Raw genomic sequence first — 17514 nt, 5'->3', positions numbered from 1 at the left:
CGAAGAAACGAGACAACTAGTCAAACAGACTGCTGTCCCAGCATACAGGAGGAATAACCATGGCAACGTATTATGAAGCAATTAACTGGAACGCCATTGAAGACGTCATTGATAAATCCACTTGGGAAAAATTAACCGAACAATTTTGGTTAGATACACGGATTCCGTTATCCAATGACTTAGATGATTGGCGGACTCTTTCCGATTTAGAAAAAACTACTGTCGGCTACGTTTTCGGCGGTTTAACTTTATTAGATACTGTTCAATCAGAAAGCGGCATGGATCAACTGAGAAATGATGTGCGGACGCCCCATGAAGAAGCCGTCTTAAATAACATCCAATTCATGGAATCTGTCCATGCCAAAAGTTATTCTTCTATCTTCAGTACATTAAATACAAAAAAAGAGATTGATGATATTTTTGAGTGGACAAATACCAACAAACATCTGCAATATAAAGCAGAACGGATTAACGAAATTTATAAAAACGGTACTCCGTTAGAGAAAAAAATTGCTAGTGTATTTTTAGAAACGTTTTTATTCTATTCTGGGTTTTACACTCCTCTTTACTATTTAGGAAACAATAAACTAGCGAACGTCGCTGAAATTATTAAATTGATTATCCGTGATGAATCAGTGCACGGCACGTATATTGGCTATAAATTCCAATTAGGATTTAATGAATTACCAGAAGATGAGCAAGATAAACTAAAAGACTGGATGTATAATTTACTTTACGAATTGTACGAAAACGAAGAACGTTATACAGAAGAATTATATGATGACTTAGGTTGGACCGAAGAAGTAAAAACCTTTTTACGTTACAACGCCAACAAAGCTTTAATGAACTTAGGTATGGATCCCTTATTTGCGGATACAGCCAATGATGTGAACCCGATTGTAATGAATGGTATTTCGACAGGAACTAGCAACCATGACTTCTTCTCCCAAGTAGGAAATGGCTATTTACTAGGAACAGTTGAAGCCATGAAAGATGATGACTATCTTTACGGTTTAGATAAATAGCAAAAAGCTAGAAACGATTAACGTTTCTAGCTTTTTATTTTACCAACTTCCTGAGGCGCCGCCACCGCCGAATGAGCCGCCACCGAATGAACCACCACTGCCGCTACCAGAACTACTATGATTAGACGGATTGTATTGTGAGTTTAAATAAGCATACGTCAAAACACTACCATCATAACTATATAAAGTATCTCCTACTAATAAACGCCCAAAAGATTGTTTTTTTGCATTTGGATATATACTTAGTAAAGAACCACGCTTAGTGGCACGTCTTATTTTCCCTTTTGTGGCAAATAACGTTGCTCCATTAAGATATAAACAATAAAAAGAAGTCTTTTTCATCTTATTTAATACTTTCTTTGTCTGTTCTGAGTTATTTAGGACAGCCTTTGTTGGTAAACAATTCAAATAATCTTGATACATTTTTTTAACAAGTTTTCTTGTTCTTAAAATTTGTAAAATATAAATAGCACAAATGAGCATCCCAGCAATACTTGCCATTAAAAGAACATTTCTTTTCGTTGTGTTAGTGTTTAACTCTGTTTGTATATTTGTTAATTCATTATCCACTTGTGCGGTTTTTGAATTGATTGCAGCCGATACTTGATCAATAATTTTATTGAGACCTGTATTATAATCCTCGTCTCTAAAAGCCTCTTTTACTTCTTCATTATTAATAATATCATCCGCATAGCTATCCGTTAAAATACTCTCTAAGCCATATCCAACTTCCAAGCGAGACTCGCGATCCTCAATTGCCATTAGAAAAACCACACCATTATTTTTTTCACGATCCCCTACACCTAATTGATTAGCAATCTTATTGCTGTAAGATTCAACAGATTCCCCACTAGGTAACGCAGGAACGGTAATAAGCATAAATTGTGCGCCATTCGCATTTTCCAACAATTGTTGATTCAATTGAAACATTTTCTGTTTAAGTTGATTTGAGACAATACCTGCATTATCTGAAACATAGATATTAGCATCATTAATGTTCAACTGCCCATTCGTTCCAGTAATTGTCACTAATTCATTTTCACCAGTTATTTCTTGTTTAGAAAAGTTATTTATTGTTGTCTGGGTTGACGCTTCAGTCATTTTCCCTGCTAAAATATCGTCTCTCTTTTTTTGTAAGGCATGTTGCTTCTCTCTCAGTGCAGTTTGTTTTGCTTCATAGGAGATTCCCTTTCCTTCATACCAAGCAGCCATTCCTAATATTAAAATCATACTTAAACTAATTACCACAACAATCGCTGTATTCCGCTGATGCTTTTTATAAAACAAACGAACTTTTTCTTGAATTTTTTCGACTTTTTTATCCAACCTTCCTCACTTCTTTCTTTTTAACCCAAATTTTCTACAAATTTTTTATTTAAATTCCACTTGTGGCACTTCTTTTCCCTGCTCTGTCGCAACATAGTTAGTTTTCTTCTCAAATCCTAAAAATTTTGCAATTATTTTATCAGGGAATTTTGAAATCTGTTGGTTATATGTTTCAACAGCTTGTATATAGTTACGGCGTTCAACAGAAATTCGATTTTCAGATCCTTCTAATTGAGTCATTAAGGTTTTGACATTTTCAGAAGAAGCTAACTTTGGGTAATCTTCATTCAATACTGTAACAAAATTACCTAATCCTTTTTCAATTTGCTCATTTGCTTGCCCTTTTTCAGAAGAAGATTTTGCTCCTGCGTATGCTTTACGTGCTTCCGTTATTTCTTTTAAAACTTCTTTTTCTTGAGTCATACTGCCTTGAACACTACTGACAAGATTCGGAATTAAATCAGCCCGTCTTTGCATTACATTCTCTACTTGTGACCATTCTGCTTCGACTTTATTATCTAAAGTAATCAATTGATTATAAGCTTTCATCACAAATGCACCAATAATCACAACGACAACAACAATAATACTAAGAAATTTATTTTTTTTATTCATCTTACTTATCACCTTTCTTTCTAACTCGTAATACAATCATAACTCTTTTGTAATCTTTTTGAAATATTAAACTTAAAAAATCAGTCCTAGGCCCTAGAAGAAAACCGCCATAAGCATTTTAACTTATAGCGGTTGTCATTAATTATAAATAGATGTTTCTACACATTAATCAATCGTAATTTTGTTACATTATTTGAAACAGATAGATCTTCGATAACATCGGCATACGTTAGGCCTTTAGGCAAATCAATAGTATAGATATTCGTATAGATTTTTGTATCATCCACCCAAGAAACATTGAAATTCACATCATAAATTTCAATATGTTTTTCTTCAAAATACTGATTAATAAATTCTTTGGTTTCTTGTTTATGTTGATAGCGAATTTCTAATTTTTTGATTGTTGGTACGTGAATAATTCGTTTGACAATGGTTAAGGCAAATAATACACCGATAAAACTTGTTAAGGCAATCGTATAGTAGCCCATGCCCACCGCGATCCCTAAACCAGCAACGGTCCATAGTGACGCTGCTGTCGTCAATCCGGTGACACTTTGTTTCGTTACAATGATGGTTCCAGCACCTAAAAAGCCGATTCCACTTACAACTTGTGCAATCAACCTTGCTTGATCTGAACGAATGACCCCCGTCAAAGCCGGATTAGCTAACGCATCTTTCAATGCATTGATTGCAATTTGCGACTGAATTAACGCAATAATAGCCGCGCCCATACAAACTAAAATGTGAGTGCGCATCCCTGCTGGGCGATTCTTATATTGTCTTTCAAAACCAATTGCACCACCCATCACCATCGCTAGGACTAACCGTAAAATAATTTCTGGAATTGTTAGCTGTAACATCCTTTTCACCTCTTCTTCTATTACTTCCAGTATAACAAAAAAAGAACTTGAAACATAAGGAAATCCTTATGTTTCAAGTTCTTTTTCATCAACGATTATAATTTACTTGCAGCTGCATCATCAATGATTACAACAACATCTTGATGGTTTTGTAATGCACTTGCTGGCATGTCTGTTGTTACTGGTCCGTCAATCATTCCTTTAATGGCCTCTGCTTTTGCTTCGCCATAAGCCATTAAAATCATTTTTTTACCTTTCATGATTGAGCCAATCCCCATAGAAACAGCACGTGTTGGGACATCTTCTACTTTGTCAAAATAACGTTTGTTTGCGTTGATTGTTGATTCAGTCAACTCAACGACATGTGTTAAGCTATCTAGAGGTGTGCCTGGTTCGTTGAAACCAATGTGTCCATTTTGACCAATACCTAAGATTTGGATATCTACTGGATGTGCATCGATAATTTTTTCATATTCTGCGGAAGCAGCATCTAAATCTTCTGCTTTACCATTTGGTACAAATGTTTCTTTAAATGGTTTTTTGTCGAATAAGTGTTTGTTCATGAAATAACGGTAACTTTGCTCATCTTCGCCACCTAAACCAACATATTCATCTAAGTTTACAGAAGTCATTTCTGTAAAGTCGACATCACTTGCTGTCATTTCTTTATATAATGTTTCTGGTGTACTACCTGTTGCTAAGCCTAAAACTTTCGCACCATTGTTCATACCTTCTTTAATTAATTCAAACGCTTTTTTGCCGCCTTCTTCTGCATTTGCTACACGGATAATTTGCATTTTGACACGCTCCTTACGGTTTATTTTGGTATAGTCCAATTATAACACCTTCTGAAAAAAATTTCTAGAATAAAAGAAAAAAACTTCTATTTCCCATCAGAAATAGAAGTTTTCGAGCTTGTTTAACAGATTAATATTGCGGTGCGTTGGGATCCACATACGTATTTGGATCAGCATAAGCGTTTGGATCTGTGTACGCATTTGGGTCAACGTACGTATTCGGATCGTAGGCTCCTTCTGCTGCTTGTTGCGTATTGCCGTTGTATTCTGTTTGTCCGGCTGTGGTGTCCGCTGTGCTACTCGAACTAGTAGAGCTATTAGCACTTGAATCACCAGATTCACCAATCAGTGCAGTATCTGTAACAGCATAGCTAAACTGATTATAAAAGGCTAAATCTTTTTCACGTTCAGAAGCATGTTCTTTTAAACCAAGTTGTTTTCTAAGCGTTGTTTGTGTTTTGTATAAGCTATTTGGATCTAGGACTTGATAATAAATATCATCAATGGTTGCACTGTATCCTTGTAATTGTTCTGAGTCAATTGTTTTAAAGGCAGATAAATATTTTGATTGGATGTCCATCATGTCATCCCAAGTTAAGTCTGTTTTTACGTTGGCTTCAACAGCATCAAGAATTTTTCGATATTTTGAAACACCATCAAAACTCATGACTTTGCGCACAATTTTCTCAACAACTTCTCGTTGGCGGCGTTGACGACCCACATCTCCTTCAGGATCTTCGTGACGCATCCGCGCATAAGCCAAACCTGTCGTGCCATCTAACTTGATTTTACCTGCTGGAACAGTAATACCGTCCAACGTAAATTCACCAATCGTATTATCTACTTCAATACCGCCTACCGCATCAATCAGGTCTTTTAACCCTTTCATATTGATGGATACATAGTGATGGATGGGAATATCCAGTAATTCTTGGACTGTATTAATCGCCATTTCGGCGCCACCAAATGCATAGGCATGGTTCAATTTGTCTTGTGTGTCATTTCCAACAATATCTGTTAGAATATCTCTATCCAAACTGATCATTGTGGACTTGTTTTCTTTCGGGTTGATGGTTACAACCATTGTAGTATCTGAACGACCTTGCTCTGTTCGGCCTAAATCGCCTGTGTCAATCCCCATTAAAAGAACAGAGAATGGTTCTTGCGCATCAATATTAGCCGTGGCTCCTTTATTGGACTTACGGTTAACTGATTGATAGATCCCATTAATTGTTGAATTGGCATCTGAATACATCTTAATCCCGTAAGCACATACCCCAGCTACTACCACTAGCAAGACGCTCAAGAAGCCCAGTACTACTTTTTTCCATAGTTTCATAAGACACTTCCTCGTTTATCTAAGAATAATTCTTAATTCATGCCCTTTATTTTCTCATAGTTTGCTTATTCAAGCAATATTTTTTATTTTTTGGAACAAGAACTTAACACAATTGTAAAATAAAAGAGCGCTTTATCAAGGAACAATTGTTATTTTTGAGAAAGTGTTTGCAGAAATTCTTGATAATGTTTCTGTTCATTCGTTTCAGTAATAGTTATTTTCTCAAATGCACCATTTAGTAAATCAGTCAGTGATCCTTCAATCAAATGCGTAATCGTGGCATTCCCAATTAATTCCATCCAATAACTGCCATCTGACGTTTCGTGGACGACTGTTTTCACCATACCTCCAGCATTTTTGACGGTTATTTCTTCATAAAAAACACCATCTTTCAATAACGTATAAAGTAAACTGCTTGCACACATGGCTGTTCCACAAGCACTTGTAAAACCTACACCACGTTCATACGTTCGAACAAATAGTTGATTTTTGCCAAGAATTTCAACAAAACTCACATTTATCCCTTCTGGAAAATATGGATTTTCATTATTTACATAGGTAGCGATTCGTTCAAATTCTGGACCATTTAAGGTTTCGTGATCCACAAATGCTACAAGGTGCGGATTAGGCACTGCTACCGCTGTAAAGCGAATGGTTTTAGATAAGGCTGGTACGATTTCATCAATTAATGTTTGGACCCCTAAATGCATTGGGATAGTGACTGCTTCAAAACTTACTGGTGAAATTTCCACTTGGTAAGTCGCTACTTCTTCAGCTAAATTGGGGGCTTGACGTACTTTCAAATCTGCAAACATTGTTTCAACTGTAAATGATTTTTCTTGGTTTTTTTCAGATAAATAACGGGCAACCGTACGCAAGCCGTTCCCGCACATGCTTGCTTCACTACCATCGCTGTTAATCACTCGCATTCTAGCATTGGACGTGCCGTGAGTCCCTTCTCCTACCAAAAGTAACCCATCTGCTCCCGCCAATAATCCTGTTTCCCGCGAACATAACTGGATGCGCAATTGCTCAATTTCCTCAGCGGTTAAAGAACGCTCAAACTGTGTTTCATCCAATAAAAAGAAATCATTTTCTGACCCGTGTACTTTTTGCATCATAACATTCATTTTTTTAGCTCCTTCTTTATGTATCCGTTATCTTTCCCTACTTACTTTAGTATGCCATAAACGAACAACTATTTCGACCCTGGATTTGTAAAAGGAAAGAGTCAAATGACAGCCGTCATTTGACTCTTTCCTTCACAATTGGCAAACTTATTTTGCTGCTGCAAAAAGTTCGTTTACTTTATCCCAGTTAACAACGTTCCAGAATGCTTCAATGTAATCTGGACGAACGTTTTTATATTTTAAGTAGTACGCATGTTCCCAAACGTCAAGACCTAAAACAGGTGTTTGGCCATCCATTAATGGTGAATCTTGGTTTGGTGTTGAAGTGATTTCTAATTTACCGTTATTCACAACTAACCAAGCCCAACCTGAACCAAAGCGGCCAGTTGCAGCTGTTTTGAAAGCAGCTTTCATTTCATCAAAGCTACCAAATGTTTCATCGATTGCTTCTTTAATAGCGCCAGTTGGTTGTCCACCAGCATTTGGTGCCATAATTTCCCAGAAGAATGTATGGTTTGCGTGACCGCCACCATTGTTACGAACGGCAGTACGGATATCTTCAGGAATAGCATTCATATCTGAAATTAGGTCTTCTACAGATTTTTCGCCTAATTCTGGATGTTTTTCAATCGCTGCGTTTAAGTTAGTCACATAAGTGTTGTGGTGTTTATCATGGTGTAAGTGCATTGTTTCCACGTCAATGTAAGGTTCTAATGCATCATAAGCATATGGTAATTCTGGTAATGTGTAAGTCATTTTTTAAATCCCCCTATTTTTTAGTATGTAACATACGTCTTTCATACAACTATTATGATAACAGAGTGAACCGCTTTCTACAAAATAGTTTGCTTGCCAAAAGAAAAGTTTTACAAAAGAGGGAGATTACCTTGTGTTTCCCTCATAAATTCGCTAGAATGACCTGTAGAAGAATGATGTGAGGAGTAAATAAATGAATACATTGCAATTATTTAAGCAGGCCTTTTTTTCAGTTTCAGAATTACGGCATGCGAAAAAAATGGCGTTTTGGAAAGTAATTCTCTATGCTGTTTTTTTAAGTGCTATTTTAGCACTACCTATTACCAAACAAGTCTTTTCTGTGCTACAAGAGGTGCAACAAGATGGCCAAAAAATTGCAGAAAAGTTGCCTGACTTTTCTATTGAAAATGGCACGTTGCAAACAAAGGCCAAAGAATCTGGCTTTATTTATCAAACCGACTCGATTATTTTTACGTTTGATCCAGATGGAAAGCGTACAGCCGCTGATGTCCAAAAGGATTTAATTGGTAATGCGTTTGGTTTGGCTTTTTTACAAGATGAATTTGTAGTCGCCTTACCAAATTCAGGCGCAACTGAATCAATTCTAGGCACTGACCAATTTATCTTCCCCTATAGTAAAGGAACCTTAGATGGCGTTAACGCTCAGAGTATCAAGACTGCGCTAAGTGAGGCAGCGATCCCCTGGTGGACAAAACTCATTGTCTTTTTAGTGGCTATTTACCCTGTTCTAATCGGTTTAGTTTTAGACTTACTGATTGCCGCTATCGGTGCATCTCTCTATTCAAAATTACGTTTTTATTCTTTACGTTTGATTGATTGTTTAAAAATTATTACGTATTGTGCTACCGTGCCAGTTATCTTAAGTGCTATTTTAAACTTCGTAAATCCGATGTTTAACGATGGCATCCTAGTTATTTTACTAAGTCTGTTCTTTTTCTTTGTCACAACCAAAAACGAACCACGGAATATCCCTGGTTCTTAAAAAAAGAGCCTGGGACAAAAATCACTTTGGATTTTTGTTCCAGGCTCAAAACCTGATAAACGGCGGGAACAGAACCAACTCCTTCGGAAATAAGCCGAAATTCTCCAAAAATTAAAAAGCAATTTTCGGAAATTCCTTCTTATTTCTCGGAGCTAAACGGTTCCGTCCCGACCTCTTTCTATTCTTCAAATTCTTCTTCATCTGTTAATTCAGGTAAGTCAATCGTGGTCACCGCAGATTGGCCAATTTGCGTTAAATATGCAGCTAATTCATCCACATTTTCCACAGGTGACACGGCTGCTTCAATTGCCATTGCTAAATTAAGTCCGGCGACTACTCGCAATTGCGGATAAGTGCCCATGGCCATCATAGCCACATTACAAGGTGTTCCTCCTTTTAAATCAGCTAATACAAGCGTCGGGACATTGCCAGCTTCTTTTAAGATTGCTGCCAGTTTTGCTTGCGTGCCGCTCAAGCCATCTTCTGCGGTCATTGACACAATCGCAGCATCTGCTAATTCCCCGACAATCATTTGAGTAGAAGCTAAGGTTTCTTCTGCCATCCGTCCATGGCTCATTAAAATTAATTTTGGTTTCATCATATCCTCCTAAAAATACTGCTGATAAATTTTTGTTCGTGCTTTCAGAAAACCACGTTCTTCACGAGTGGGATGAATCCGATTCGTCAACAAAATTAGGGCTTCTTTGGTCTCTTTTTTCATACCAATCGCCGTTCCAGTAAAGCCAGTATGATACAAATAGTCTGCCCCGACTTGCGTCTTTTTCACTTCCCAACCAAATGTACGTCCCCCTTGATTCATAGACCAGAGAGCAGTGAACATTTTTTCAGAAAATAATGGTTTGCCAGACGGGTAGCGATTGTTCATAAAACACTGAACAAAAGTGAGTAAATCTGGTAAAGTTGCAAATAAACCTGCACTGCCAATTGGCGCTTTCAGTTGATAGGCTTTCGAATCGTGGACTACCCCCTGAATAACGCCGCGTTGTTTTGTAATTTCTGTGGGCACTGCCTGGGCAAAATCGCTGACCGTAAAACTTGTATGCTGTAGGTTCATTGGTTGAAATACGTATGTTTGAAAGCTCTCTTCTAATGAGCAGCGATCCAATACTTGAATAATTTCTCCCAATAAGTAATACCCTAAATCAGAATAAGTGGTTTTCCCTCGTTCAGATAACGAATGCGTTAAAATGATTTCTTGCAAGCTTTTTTTTGTGACATTTTTCTTATCGACAACATCAGCTGGCAGTCCGCTCTGATGCAGTAGAAGCTCCCCAATCGAACAAGATAGTCCTTGATAATCAGGCAGGATTTCCCCCACAGTGGTTGAAAAAGCAAGCTGATTTGTATCGATTAATTGTAACATTCGATTTGTTGTCCCAATAACTTTCGTTAAGGACGCTAAATCATACAGGCTAGCTGATGAAATCTTTTGTCTTGCAAATGGACCAGTATTACCTAAAAAGCCCGTATACTGTTCTGATAAGCTATCTTCTGTGATTGTCCCCCAAGCGACACCCGGAACGACTTGCTGATTAATCAGTCTCTGAATTGTTTCTTGAATTGCGATTTGATTCATTGTTCACCACTTCTATGCTAAAACTTCTGAAATCCGTCCGTCATGTTCTGCTAATAGTTGTTTGGCTTTTTGAAAATCAACGTGAGCTTTCGCCATTACAATGGCTGGTGCCACTTCTAGCTGCGCTGCCTCCAAGTATTCTTTGGCTTGCGATTCCTTGATTTCTGCTGCTTCTTTAATGATATTCGTGGCACGTTGCATTAATTTTTCGTTCGTTGGTTGTACGTTGACCATCAAATTTTGATAGATATTCCCTACTTTAACCATAATCCCTGTTGAAAACATATTTAACACCATTTTCTGTGCTGAACCCGCTTTCATTCTAGTTGACCCTGTAATGACTTCCGGTCCTACAATTGGCGCAATCCCAATTTCCGCCAATTGATTCATCGGACTTTGATTATTACAGGTAACTGAAATGGTTAGAGCGCCCACTTTTTTTCCGTATTCAATTGCGGAAACAGCATATGGTGTCCGACCACTAGCAGCAATCGCAATTACGACATCTCGGGCGGTCAATTGATGTTGCGTTAAATCTTCGATAGCTAATTCTTTCGAGTCTTCAGCGCCTTCAATTGCTTGATACATTGCTTTTTCACCACCAGCTAAAATACCAAATGCGCGTTCTGGCGACACACTATATGTGGGCGTTAATTCAATCGCATCCAAAGCACCTAAACGTCCAGACGTTCCTGCACCACAATAGATTAAACGGCCCCCTTTTTTAAATCGTTCTGCCGCTGCATCAATTGCTGCAGCAATCTGCGGAAGCACCTTTTCAATTGCTTGTGCTACCTTTTGGTCTTCTTGATTTATTAAAGTCACCATCTCTAATGTTGACACTTGGTCAATCTTTTTAGTCGCTTCATTTCTGGCTTCTGTCGTTAATCCTTCTAAGTTCATTTTCTTGCACACCCCTACTTCTCTTTTAGACGGCTGACAAGTTGACTCGTTTCAATCATATTGCGTTCAATTTCTGTGTCTAAATCATCTTGAATTGAACCTAAATACAGAACATCGCCAATTGCCATTGACGAAGCAATCGATGAAATGGCCCCAACTCGAATAAGGTGCTCATTATTTGGTACTAAAAGAACTTCATCGCTCAATGATCGCACGTTTTCTCCATCGTTACTGGTAATAAAAATAACCGTTGCGCCTCTATTTTTGGCAATTTCACAGGCAATTAAGGCTTCTTTTGTCAAACCACTATAGGAGACCGTGATCAAAATGTCTTGTGCCGTTGCATAATTTAAAAACTCCAACATCATGTGACTATCATAATTAAAAATTGCTTGGCGACCAGCGCGGTTAAACTTGTGATAAAGATTATAAGTCGTTAAAGAAGAGGCACCAATTCCAACCAAATGAATTTTTTCCGCTTTTTTAACATGCGCGATTGCTCGTTCCAAGGCTTGTTTATCCACTGTATAAAATAAATCCTCAATCGTAGCATTTAATAAAGATTCTACTTTCATACAAATAGTATCCACCGAATCATCCGCCGCTACAATTGGATCAATATCTTTTTTACCGTTACTGGCAGCTTGTACCGCTGCAATGGATAGTTTTAACTCTTCCCAGCTGTCAAACCCTAATTGTTTAGAAAAACGGGTAACTGATGCTGGAGAAGTTTCGCTATTGCTAGCAATTTCGTTTGCTGTTAATGAGAGAAGACGGGTCGGATCCTTCAGTATATAGTCTGCGATTCTCTTATTTACTTTGGAAAAGTCCTTATATTTTTGTCTGATTGAACGGATTGGCTCCATCTTCTCATCTCCATTTCTATTTTATGAAAGTTAAAATTGCTTCGTTTGGTTCAGAAGGGATCATCTGTGCGGTAATAGTCACCCCATTATCTGTTAAACGACGAACGGTTTGAATATCTTCATCGGTTAATGCAACAGATTTTTTAATTGCACGACTGCCTTCTTTTTGAGAAATATTGCCGACATTGAAGCTCTGTAATGGGACACCGCCATCAATTAAAGCCGCCATGTCTGCAATGTCTTTCGTAATTAAAAAGACTTTTTCTTCATCATAATTGCCTGCTAAAATTTTTTCAATCGCTTTACGTTTTGATAAAATGGATAATTTAACTCCTGCAGGCTTAGCCATTTTTAAGGCACCAATTTGTAATTGATCTTTGACAGCGGCATCATTTACTACCATGATTCTTTGTGCTCCGTCCAAACGGTTGCAACTTGTCCGTGAATTAAACGCTCATCTACTCTTGCATGTACAATTGTCATAATAAATCTCTCCTATTATATACTATTTTTTTAAAATAAACCGCCAACCCAAGCCAACATTGGTTGTAAATTGCCTAAAACCATGCCAATTAAAATTAAAACAAAGATTAGCCGTGTTGAATTCATTTTCTTTTTCCCTAGTAACCAATAGGATAAAAGAACAATCCCTAAAGGAATTAATGCGGGTAAAATTTTATCCAACATTTCTTGAACAGATAATGTTACATCTCCCATTTTATAAGTTAAATCTAATTTGTAAGTAATTACCGAAGGAATCAAACCGCCGACCACCGTTAACCCTAAAATAGCTGCACCTTGCGTAAACAATTTCATTTTATCCGCAAATTCTGTCGCAATTTTTTTCCCTTGATGGTAACCAATCCAAGTGAATTTATAGCGAACCCATAGGACCACTGCTCCGGCAATTAACGGGATCATTAACCCAACAACCTGGCCCCCTTGCGCCATGTAAGCTGCAATCGAAAAAACAATCGCACGATAAATCGCGATAAAAATGGTATCACCAACACCAGCAAACGGACCCATTAGACCTGTTTTCAAACCAGTAATGGCCGTTTCATCTTCAATGCCAACTTCTTCTTCCAAAGCCATATCAGCTCCGACAATTAAATGCGACATGGCTGGCGTTGTATTCATAAAGCCAAGATGTGTCTTCAAGGCTTTCTTCATAGCTACTGGATCTTCACTGTATAGTCGCTTTAATGCAGGCATCATCACCCAAGCGTAACCAAGTCCTTGCATTTTTTCATAGTTCCAGCCCCACTGATAGCCAAAAAGATTACGGACGTAAACTTTATTAATATCCTTTTTTGTTAATTTGTTAGTCATCAATCTCAACCTCCTCATCATCTTCGTAAATAACCGTGCCACTTGTTGTAGCTGCGCCGCCTTTGTTATGATTCATCACATAAATCGCTGCTAAAGCCAAGCCAACCAGTGCGACACCTAAAACTGAGAAGAATTGGGCCCCATAAGCAAGTAACACGAACCCAATAATAAAATAGGGCCAGTATGTTTTAATTGGTAAGTAACGCATTAAAATAGCAATCCCCATCGCTGGTAAAATAGCGCCTGCTGCTTTTAGCCCATTCATCACCCAAATAGGAATCCAATTATTGATAGCGTTTACAACTTGTTCACCAAAAGCTAGGCCAATAAAAACTGGGATGACACGAGAAATCGTCCAAGGAAAAATTCCTAAAACATTGCAACGCTCGACCCCTTTATAATTGCCTTCTTCCGCATAGCGATCTGCTTTGTGTTGGAAAAACGTATTAGCCATTCTGCCTAAAATATCTAGTTGTGTCAATAATAACCCAATCGGAACCGCAACTCCGATACCATACTCTGCCCCTTTCCCTGAAATGATTGCATAAGCCGTTCCCATAATGGCCCCTGAAAGAAAGTCTGGGACTGTTGCTCCTCCATAAGTCGCTACGCCTAATGTCATCAATTGAAGCGTTGCCCCAATCATCAAACCTGTTTGAACATCTCCTAAGACTAGGCCAGTAAACGTTGCAGCAAACAATGGTGTATATGGACCAATCTGAATAGAAATTTGGTCAAGTACACCAACAACTGTGTAAAGACATAAAATCAAAATAATACCAATCGATACTGTCATGCTTTCTCATCCTCCTTGAATGCGTTTTCTTTTTTGTATTTGTAGAATACCATTAAAGAAATATCATTTCAAGTTCTTTTTAAAAATATTTTTAAATGAAATTGCATTTCTTATATAATTTTTGTGCTATACTAAAAGAAAACGGTTTAGGAGTGATTATGTGCGGGTTTTGCTGATTTATTTCATAACTATTTTTCTATCCAATACAGTTGGGGCGCTCTCTGGGATGGGTGGAGGCGTCATTATTAAGCCTGTTTTGGATTTTCTTGGGTTCCATTCGTTAAATAGTATTGCGTTCTATTCAAGTGTCGCTGTTTTTGTCATGTCCATTTCTTCGACTTATAAACAGTATCAAAATGGTGTCCAAATTGAATGGAAAAAAGCCGCGAGTATTTCGTTTGGTTCCTTAGTCGGCGGTATGTTGGGTGATTTACTTCTTAATCAGGCGATTGCACTAGCGCCAAATGAAGAAAAAGTACAACTAATCCAATATATCATCATGTTGCTGACCTTGGTTTTGGTTCTTCTCTACAATCAATTTTCCAACTGGCACTTACACCTCAACGGATTGAGCATTTTTCTGATTGTCGGATTAGGCTTAGGGATTCTATCAACCTTTTTAGGCATCGGTGGCGGTCCCATTAATGTAGCTTGCCTTATTCTCTTTTTTGGAATGGATATCAAATCAGCAACTGTTTATTCCATCATTACTATTTTTTTCTCCCAACTCGCCAAACTTGGCAATATCGGCTTGACCACAGGGTTTGCGGTTTTTGATTTGACAATGCTTTGGGCTATTATTCCTGCCGCTTTATTCGGTGGTTATGTCGGCGGTCTTTTCAGTAAAAAATTATCCCAACAACGGGTCGCCCAAATTTATAGTTTAGTTGTTTTTTTAGTTATTTTGTTAAATATGTATAATTTGTGGACTGTTATCTAAAAAAGAAGCGCTTTGTCGTATAGACAAAGCGCTTCTTTTTTAATTAAATCACTGTTAATTTAACATCTATATTATTTCTTGTTGCTTTAGAATATGGGCAAATTTCGTGGGCTTTTTTAACAAGTTCTTCTGCTTTAGCTTGATCTACCCCATCAATATGAACTTCTAATTCAGCACCAACGCTAAACCCATCTTCTCCTTGGAATAAGGATACACGTGCAGTTACTGTACTTTTACCTTCGACTTTTTCTTGATCCATCACTAATTCTAATGCACCGTTAAAGCAAGCACTGTAAGCCGCTGCGAATAATTGTTCTGGATTTGTTGTATTTTCTTTCTTAACACCTGGCGAAGCAACCGCATAAGAAAATGATTTATCCGGTGAGTGAACTTCTCCTGCACGTCCACCCGTATTAATGATAGTTGTTTCATAGATTTTTTTCATGTAAATTCCTCTCCTTTGTAAAGTTTTACACTTCTGAGAACTTGTTACTTACATAATTATTGTAGGAAACTTTGTCAGATACAGCAAACGTTGTGCTTGTGAATAATAAAAAATAACATTTAACGTTGTATTTTTGACGTAGAAAAAGAACCCATTCTATGATAGGATAAAGTGAACTTGTACATTTGTACACAAACTATTTTACAAAGGAGACTTTCCCTTGACACACTTACTTGATTATCAACCATTAAACCTCTACACAAACTATCAAGAAGCCGCAGAAAAAACACCAACTGTTCCAATTATTTTTGATGAATCTTTGCCTGCTTTTCCTGCACTTGGCTTAGAAACAACTTATGGTGAAAGCCATCAAGAAATTTTGAAACGGGCATATCAATTAGCCGCTTTAGGTGTAAAAAAAGGCGACAAAATTATTATTTATAAAAGTCCTAAATTCGACACGTATTTACTAGCTGTTGCAGCCTCATATCTAGCAGCCGTTCCTGTAATGGTTTCATACCATTTACCTTTTGAAACAATTGAAGTATTCGTTGATCGTTTAGAAGATCCTTATATTTTATTTGATGATGTGACTGCTGAAAAAGTTCAAGCTGTTCGTAATAGCTCTGCCAATAAAAAACTTTCGGTTGCTTCTCTTTTAGAAGCTGATGCCACGGAAGTTCCTCAAGACGAACTGACTAAAGACGAAATTGCCTACATGACCCACACCTCTGGAACAACAGGTATTCCTAAACTTATCTGTCATTCCAATCACTCTATGGGTTGGCGTACAAAATGGCAAAAAACCATTTTCACAAAAATTGCTGAAAAGAAATTAGTTGGCTTTCATATTTCGCCAGTTCATTCTCGTTTTAACATTGGCGTGTCTTCTTTAATGGCCATGGGCTTCCCTATGATGCCTTTAGCAAATGCTTCGAGCGAAAAAGTCGCTGAAATGTTCAGCACCTATCAACCAATCGCTGTAGAAACACACCCCAATAACTTCGTTCAATGGGTTCGTTTGGCCAAAGAAAAACCTGAAGCTTTCGCTAGTGTCCATTATTATCATTCTACTTTTGATGCAATTAACAACGCTACAATGGTGGCTTTCTTAAAAGCATCTGCTGCCAATGAACCAATTTTCCTACAAGTTTATGGACAAAGTGAATGCGGGCCAATGATCTTACGAGCGCATACTTTAGAATCCCTAAAAGATTCAGATGCTCGTGACATGGGCGTTGGTTTAGAGGATTTAACACAAGCTCGAATTACCGATGAAAAAGGACAAGTTTTACCTGCGATGACGGACGGCCATATCCAATTCTTATCAAAAGGACGGGCCTTAACATATTACAAAGAAGATGCCCGCTTTACAGAAAATGTCTACGGCGAATGGTGGGACAGCGGCGATTACGGAATGTTAGATGAACGCGGCCACTTATTCTTGAAAGATCGCCAAGTAGATCTAATTGAAAACATCGACAGTAATTTAGCTATTGAAGATCATTTATTGGATGCATTAGATTTCTTAGAAGAAGTGATTATTGTCCGTGGCAAAGAAAATGAACCTCAGCCAATTTTAGCGGTTGTCCCTGGGGAAGAAATGGATTGGGACGCTTGGTGGACACAAGTAGCCGATTTACCACATTTAAACGAACCTATCATTATGGCTTTTGATGAAATCCCTCACACAGCTACTATGAAAGTGCAACGTTTACAACTAGAAAAATGGTTAAAAGAACAATAAAATAAAATTCTTTGTTAAACAGTGTTGGTCAAAAGAA

At 37.7% G+C, this 17514-nt stretch carries 18 protein-coding genes and 1 pseudogene; 4 read left to right on the top strand and 15 right to left on the bottom strand.

What is annotated here, in order from left to right; translation table 11 throughout:
* Positions 1–59: 59 nt before the first annotated feature.
* Positions 60–1025 (top strand): class 1b ribonucleoside-diphosphate reductase subunit beta, encoded by a 966-nt coding sequence (gene nrdF / locus IGL48_RS01785; protein ID WP_002355357.1) that lies wholly within the window; start codon positions 60–62, stop codon positions 1023–1025.
* Between the two features lie 39 nt (positions 1026–1064).
* On the opposite strand, the gene IGL48_RS01780 is transcribed toward nrdF, so the two are convergent.
* The 7 genes from IGL48_RS01780 to IGL48_RS01750 all read right to left on the bottom strand — a co-directional run bounded on the left by IGL48_RS01780 (position 1065) and on the right by IGL48_RS01750 (position 7848).
* Positions 1065–2351 carry a TPM domain-containing protein gene (locus IGL48_RS01780; protein WP_010824387.1) on the bottom strand — a complete coding sequence of 429 codons (1287 nt, stop codon included), beginning with the start codon at positions 2349–2351 and terminating at the stop codon, positions 1065–1067.
* Between the two features lie 45 nt (positions 2352–2396).
* A complete protein-coding gene (locus IGL48_RS01775) occupies positions 2397–2966 on the bottom strand; it encodes a LemA family protein (protein ID WP_048949371.1) in 570 nt (189 codons plus the stop codon).
* Between the two features lie 158 nt (positions 2967–3124).
* Positions 3125–3826, bottom strand: a complete 702-nt coding sequence (locus IGL48_RS01770) for an MgtC/SapB family protein (protein ID WP_002355354.1) — start codon at positions 3824–3826, stop codon at positions 3125–3127.
* Positions 3827–3921: 95 nt separating this feature from the next.
* A complete protein-coding gene (nagB, locus tag IGL48_RS01765; RefSeq protein WP_002355352.1) occupies positions 3922–4623 on the bottom strand; it encodes a glucosamine-6-phosphate deaminase in 702 nt (233 codons plus the stop codon).
* Positions 4624–4753: 130 nt separating this feature from the next.
* Complete coding sequence (locus tag IGL48_RS01760; protein WP_002390468.1) at positions 4754–5962, bottom strand: LCP family protein; 1209 nt, start codon at positions 5960–5962, stop codon at positions 4754–4756.
* Between the two features lie 149 nt (positions 5963–6111).
* Positions 6112–7092 carry a diaminopimelate epimerase gene (dapF, locus tag IGL48_RS01755; protein ID WP_010777383.1) on the bottom strand — a complete coding sequence of 327 codons (981 nt, stop codon included), beginning with the start codon at positions 7090–7092 and terminating at the stop codon, positions 6112–6114.
* Between the two features lie 147 nt (positions 7093–7239).
* The gene (locus IGL48_RS01750; RefSeq protein WP_002361201.1) at positions 7240–7848 is read right to left on the bottom strand and encodes a superoxide dismutase; all 609 of its coding nucleotides are present in this window, start codon (positions 7846–7848) and stop codon (positions 7240–7242) included.
* A gap of 193 nt (positions 7849–8041) precedes the next feature.
* On the opposite strand from IGL48_RS01750, the gene IGL48_RS01745 reads away from it, so the two are divergent.
* Positions 8042–8851 (top strand): DUF1189 domain-containing protein, encoded by an 810-nt coding sequence (locus IGL48_RS01745; protein WP_002355344.1) that lies wholly within the window; start codon positions 8042–8044, stop codon positions 8849–8851.
* A gap of 178 nt (positions 8852–9029) precedes the next feature.
* Here IGL48_RS01745 and IGL48_RS01740 read toward each other — a convergent pair whose 3' ends face one another.
* From IGL48_RS01740 to IGL48_RS01710, 7 genes and pseudogenes are all read right to left on the bottom strand, one after another.
* Positions 9030–9449: a PTS sugar transporter subunit IIA gene (locus IGL48_RS01740; RefSeq protein ID WP_002363016.1), complete on the bottom strand. Its 420-nt coding sequence runs from the start codon at positions 9447–9449 to the stop codon at positions 9030–9032.
* A 9-nt stretch (positions 9450–9458) separates the two neighbouring features.
* A complete protein-coding gene (locus tag IGL48_RS01735; protein ID WP_010777382.1) occupies positions 9459–10448 on the bottom strand; it encodes a serine hydrolase domain-containing protein in 990 nt (329 codons plus the stop codon).
* Positions 10449–10460: 12 nt separating this feature from the next.
* A complete protein-coding gene (gene murQ / locus IGL48_RS01730) occupies positions 10461–11351 on the bottom strand; it encodes an N-acetylmuramic acid 6-phosphate etherase (protein WP_010824384.1) in 891 nt (296 codons plus the stop codon).
* Between the two features lie 14 nt (positions 11352–11365).
* Positions 11366–12217 (bottom strand): MurR/RpiR family transcriptional regulator, encoded by an 852-nt coding sequence (locus IGL48_RS01725; protein WP_002355339.1) that lies wholly within the window; start codon positions 12215–12217, stop codon positions 11366–11368.
* Between the two features lie 16 nt (positions 12218–12233).
* A pseudogene (locus tag IGL48_RS01720) lies at positions 12234–12700 on the bottom strand (PTS system mannose/fructose/N-acetylgalactosamine-transporter subunit IIB).
* Positions 12701–12730: 30 nt separating this feature from the next.
* The gene (locus IGL48_RS01715; RefSeq protein WP_010777381.1) at positions 12731–13549 is read right to left on the bottom strand and encodes a PTS system mannose/fructose/sorbose family transporter subunit IID; all 819 of its coding nucleotides are present in this window, start codon (positions 13547–13549) and stop codon (positions 12731–12733) included.
* Positions 13542–14345 carry a PTS mannose/fructose/sorbose/N-acetylgalactosamine transporter subunit IIC gene (locus tag IGL48_RS01710; RefSeq protein WP_002358431.1) on the bottom strand — a complete coding sequence of 268 codons (804 nt, stop codon included), beginning with the start codon at positions 14343–14345 and terminating at the stop codon, positions 13542–13544. Before IGL48_RS01710 ends, IGL48_RS01715 begins: the two co-directional genes overlap by 8 nt.
* 169 nt (positions 14346–14514) lie before the next feature.
* Here IGL48_RS01710 and IGL48_RS01705 point away from each other — a divergent pair, with 169 nt between their 5' ends.
* Positions 14515–15285, top strand: coding sequence for a sulfite exporter TauE/SafE family protein (locus IGL48_RS01705; RefSeq protein WP_225581367.1), 771 nt, complete (start codon positions 14515–14517; stop codon positions 15283–15285).
* A 43-nt stretch (positions 15286–15328) separates the two neighbouring features.
* Here IGL48_RS01705 and IGL48_RS01700 read toward each other — a convergent pair whose 3' ends face one another.
* Complete coding sequence (locus IGL48_RS01700) at positions 15329–15730, bottom strand: organic hydroperoxide resistance protein (RefSeq protein WP_002355332.1); 402 nt, start codon at positions 15728–15730, stop codon at positions 15329–15331.
* A 220-nt stretch (positions 15731–15950) separates the two neighbouring features.
* Here IGL48_RS01700 and IGL48_RS01695 point away from each other — a divergent pair, with 220 nt between their 5' ends.
* Complete coding sequence (locus IGL48_RS01695; protein WP_010777380.1) at positions 15951–17477, top strand: AMP-binding protein; 1527 nt, start codon at positions 15951–15953, stop codon at positions 17475–17477.
* The last annotated feature ends 37 nt before the right edge of the window (positions 17478–17514 follow it).

The organism is Enterococcus sp. DIV1090, from assembly GCF_050537975.1.
Taxonomy (GTDB): domain Bacteria; phylum Bacillota; class Bacilli; order Lactobacillales; family Enterococcaceae; genus Enterococcus; species Enterococcus faecalis.
Note: the sequence above shows the minus strand (reverse complement) of the source record. Positions and strands in the feature narration are given on the sequence as shown.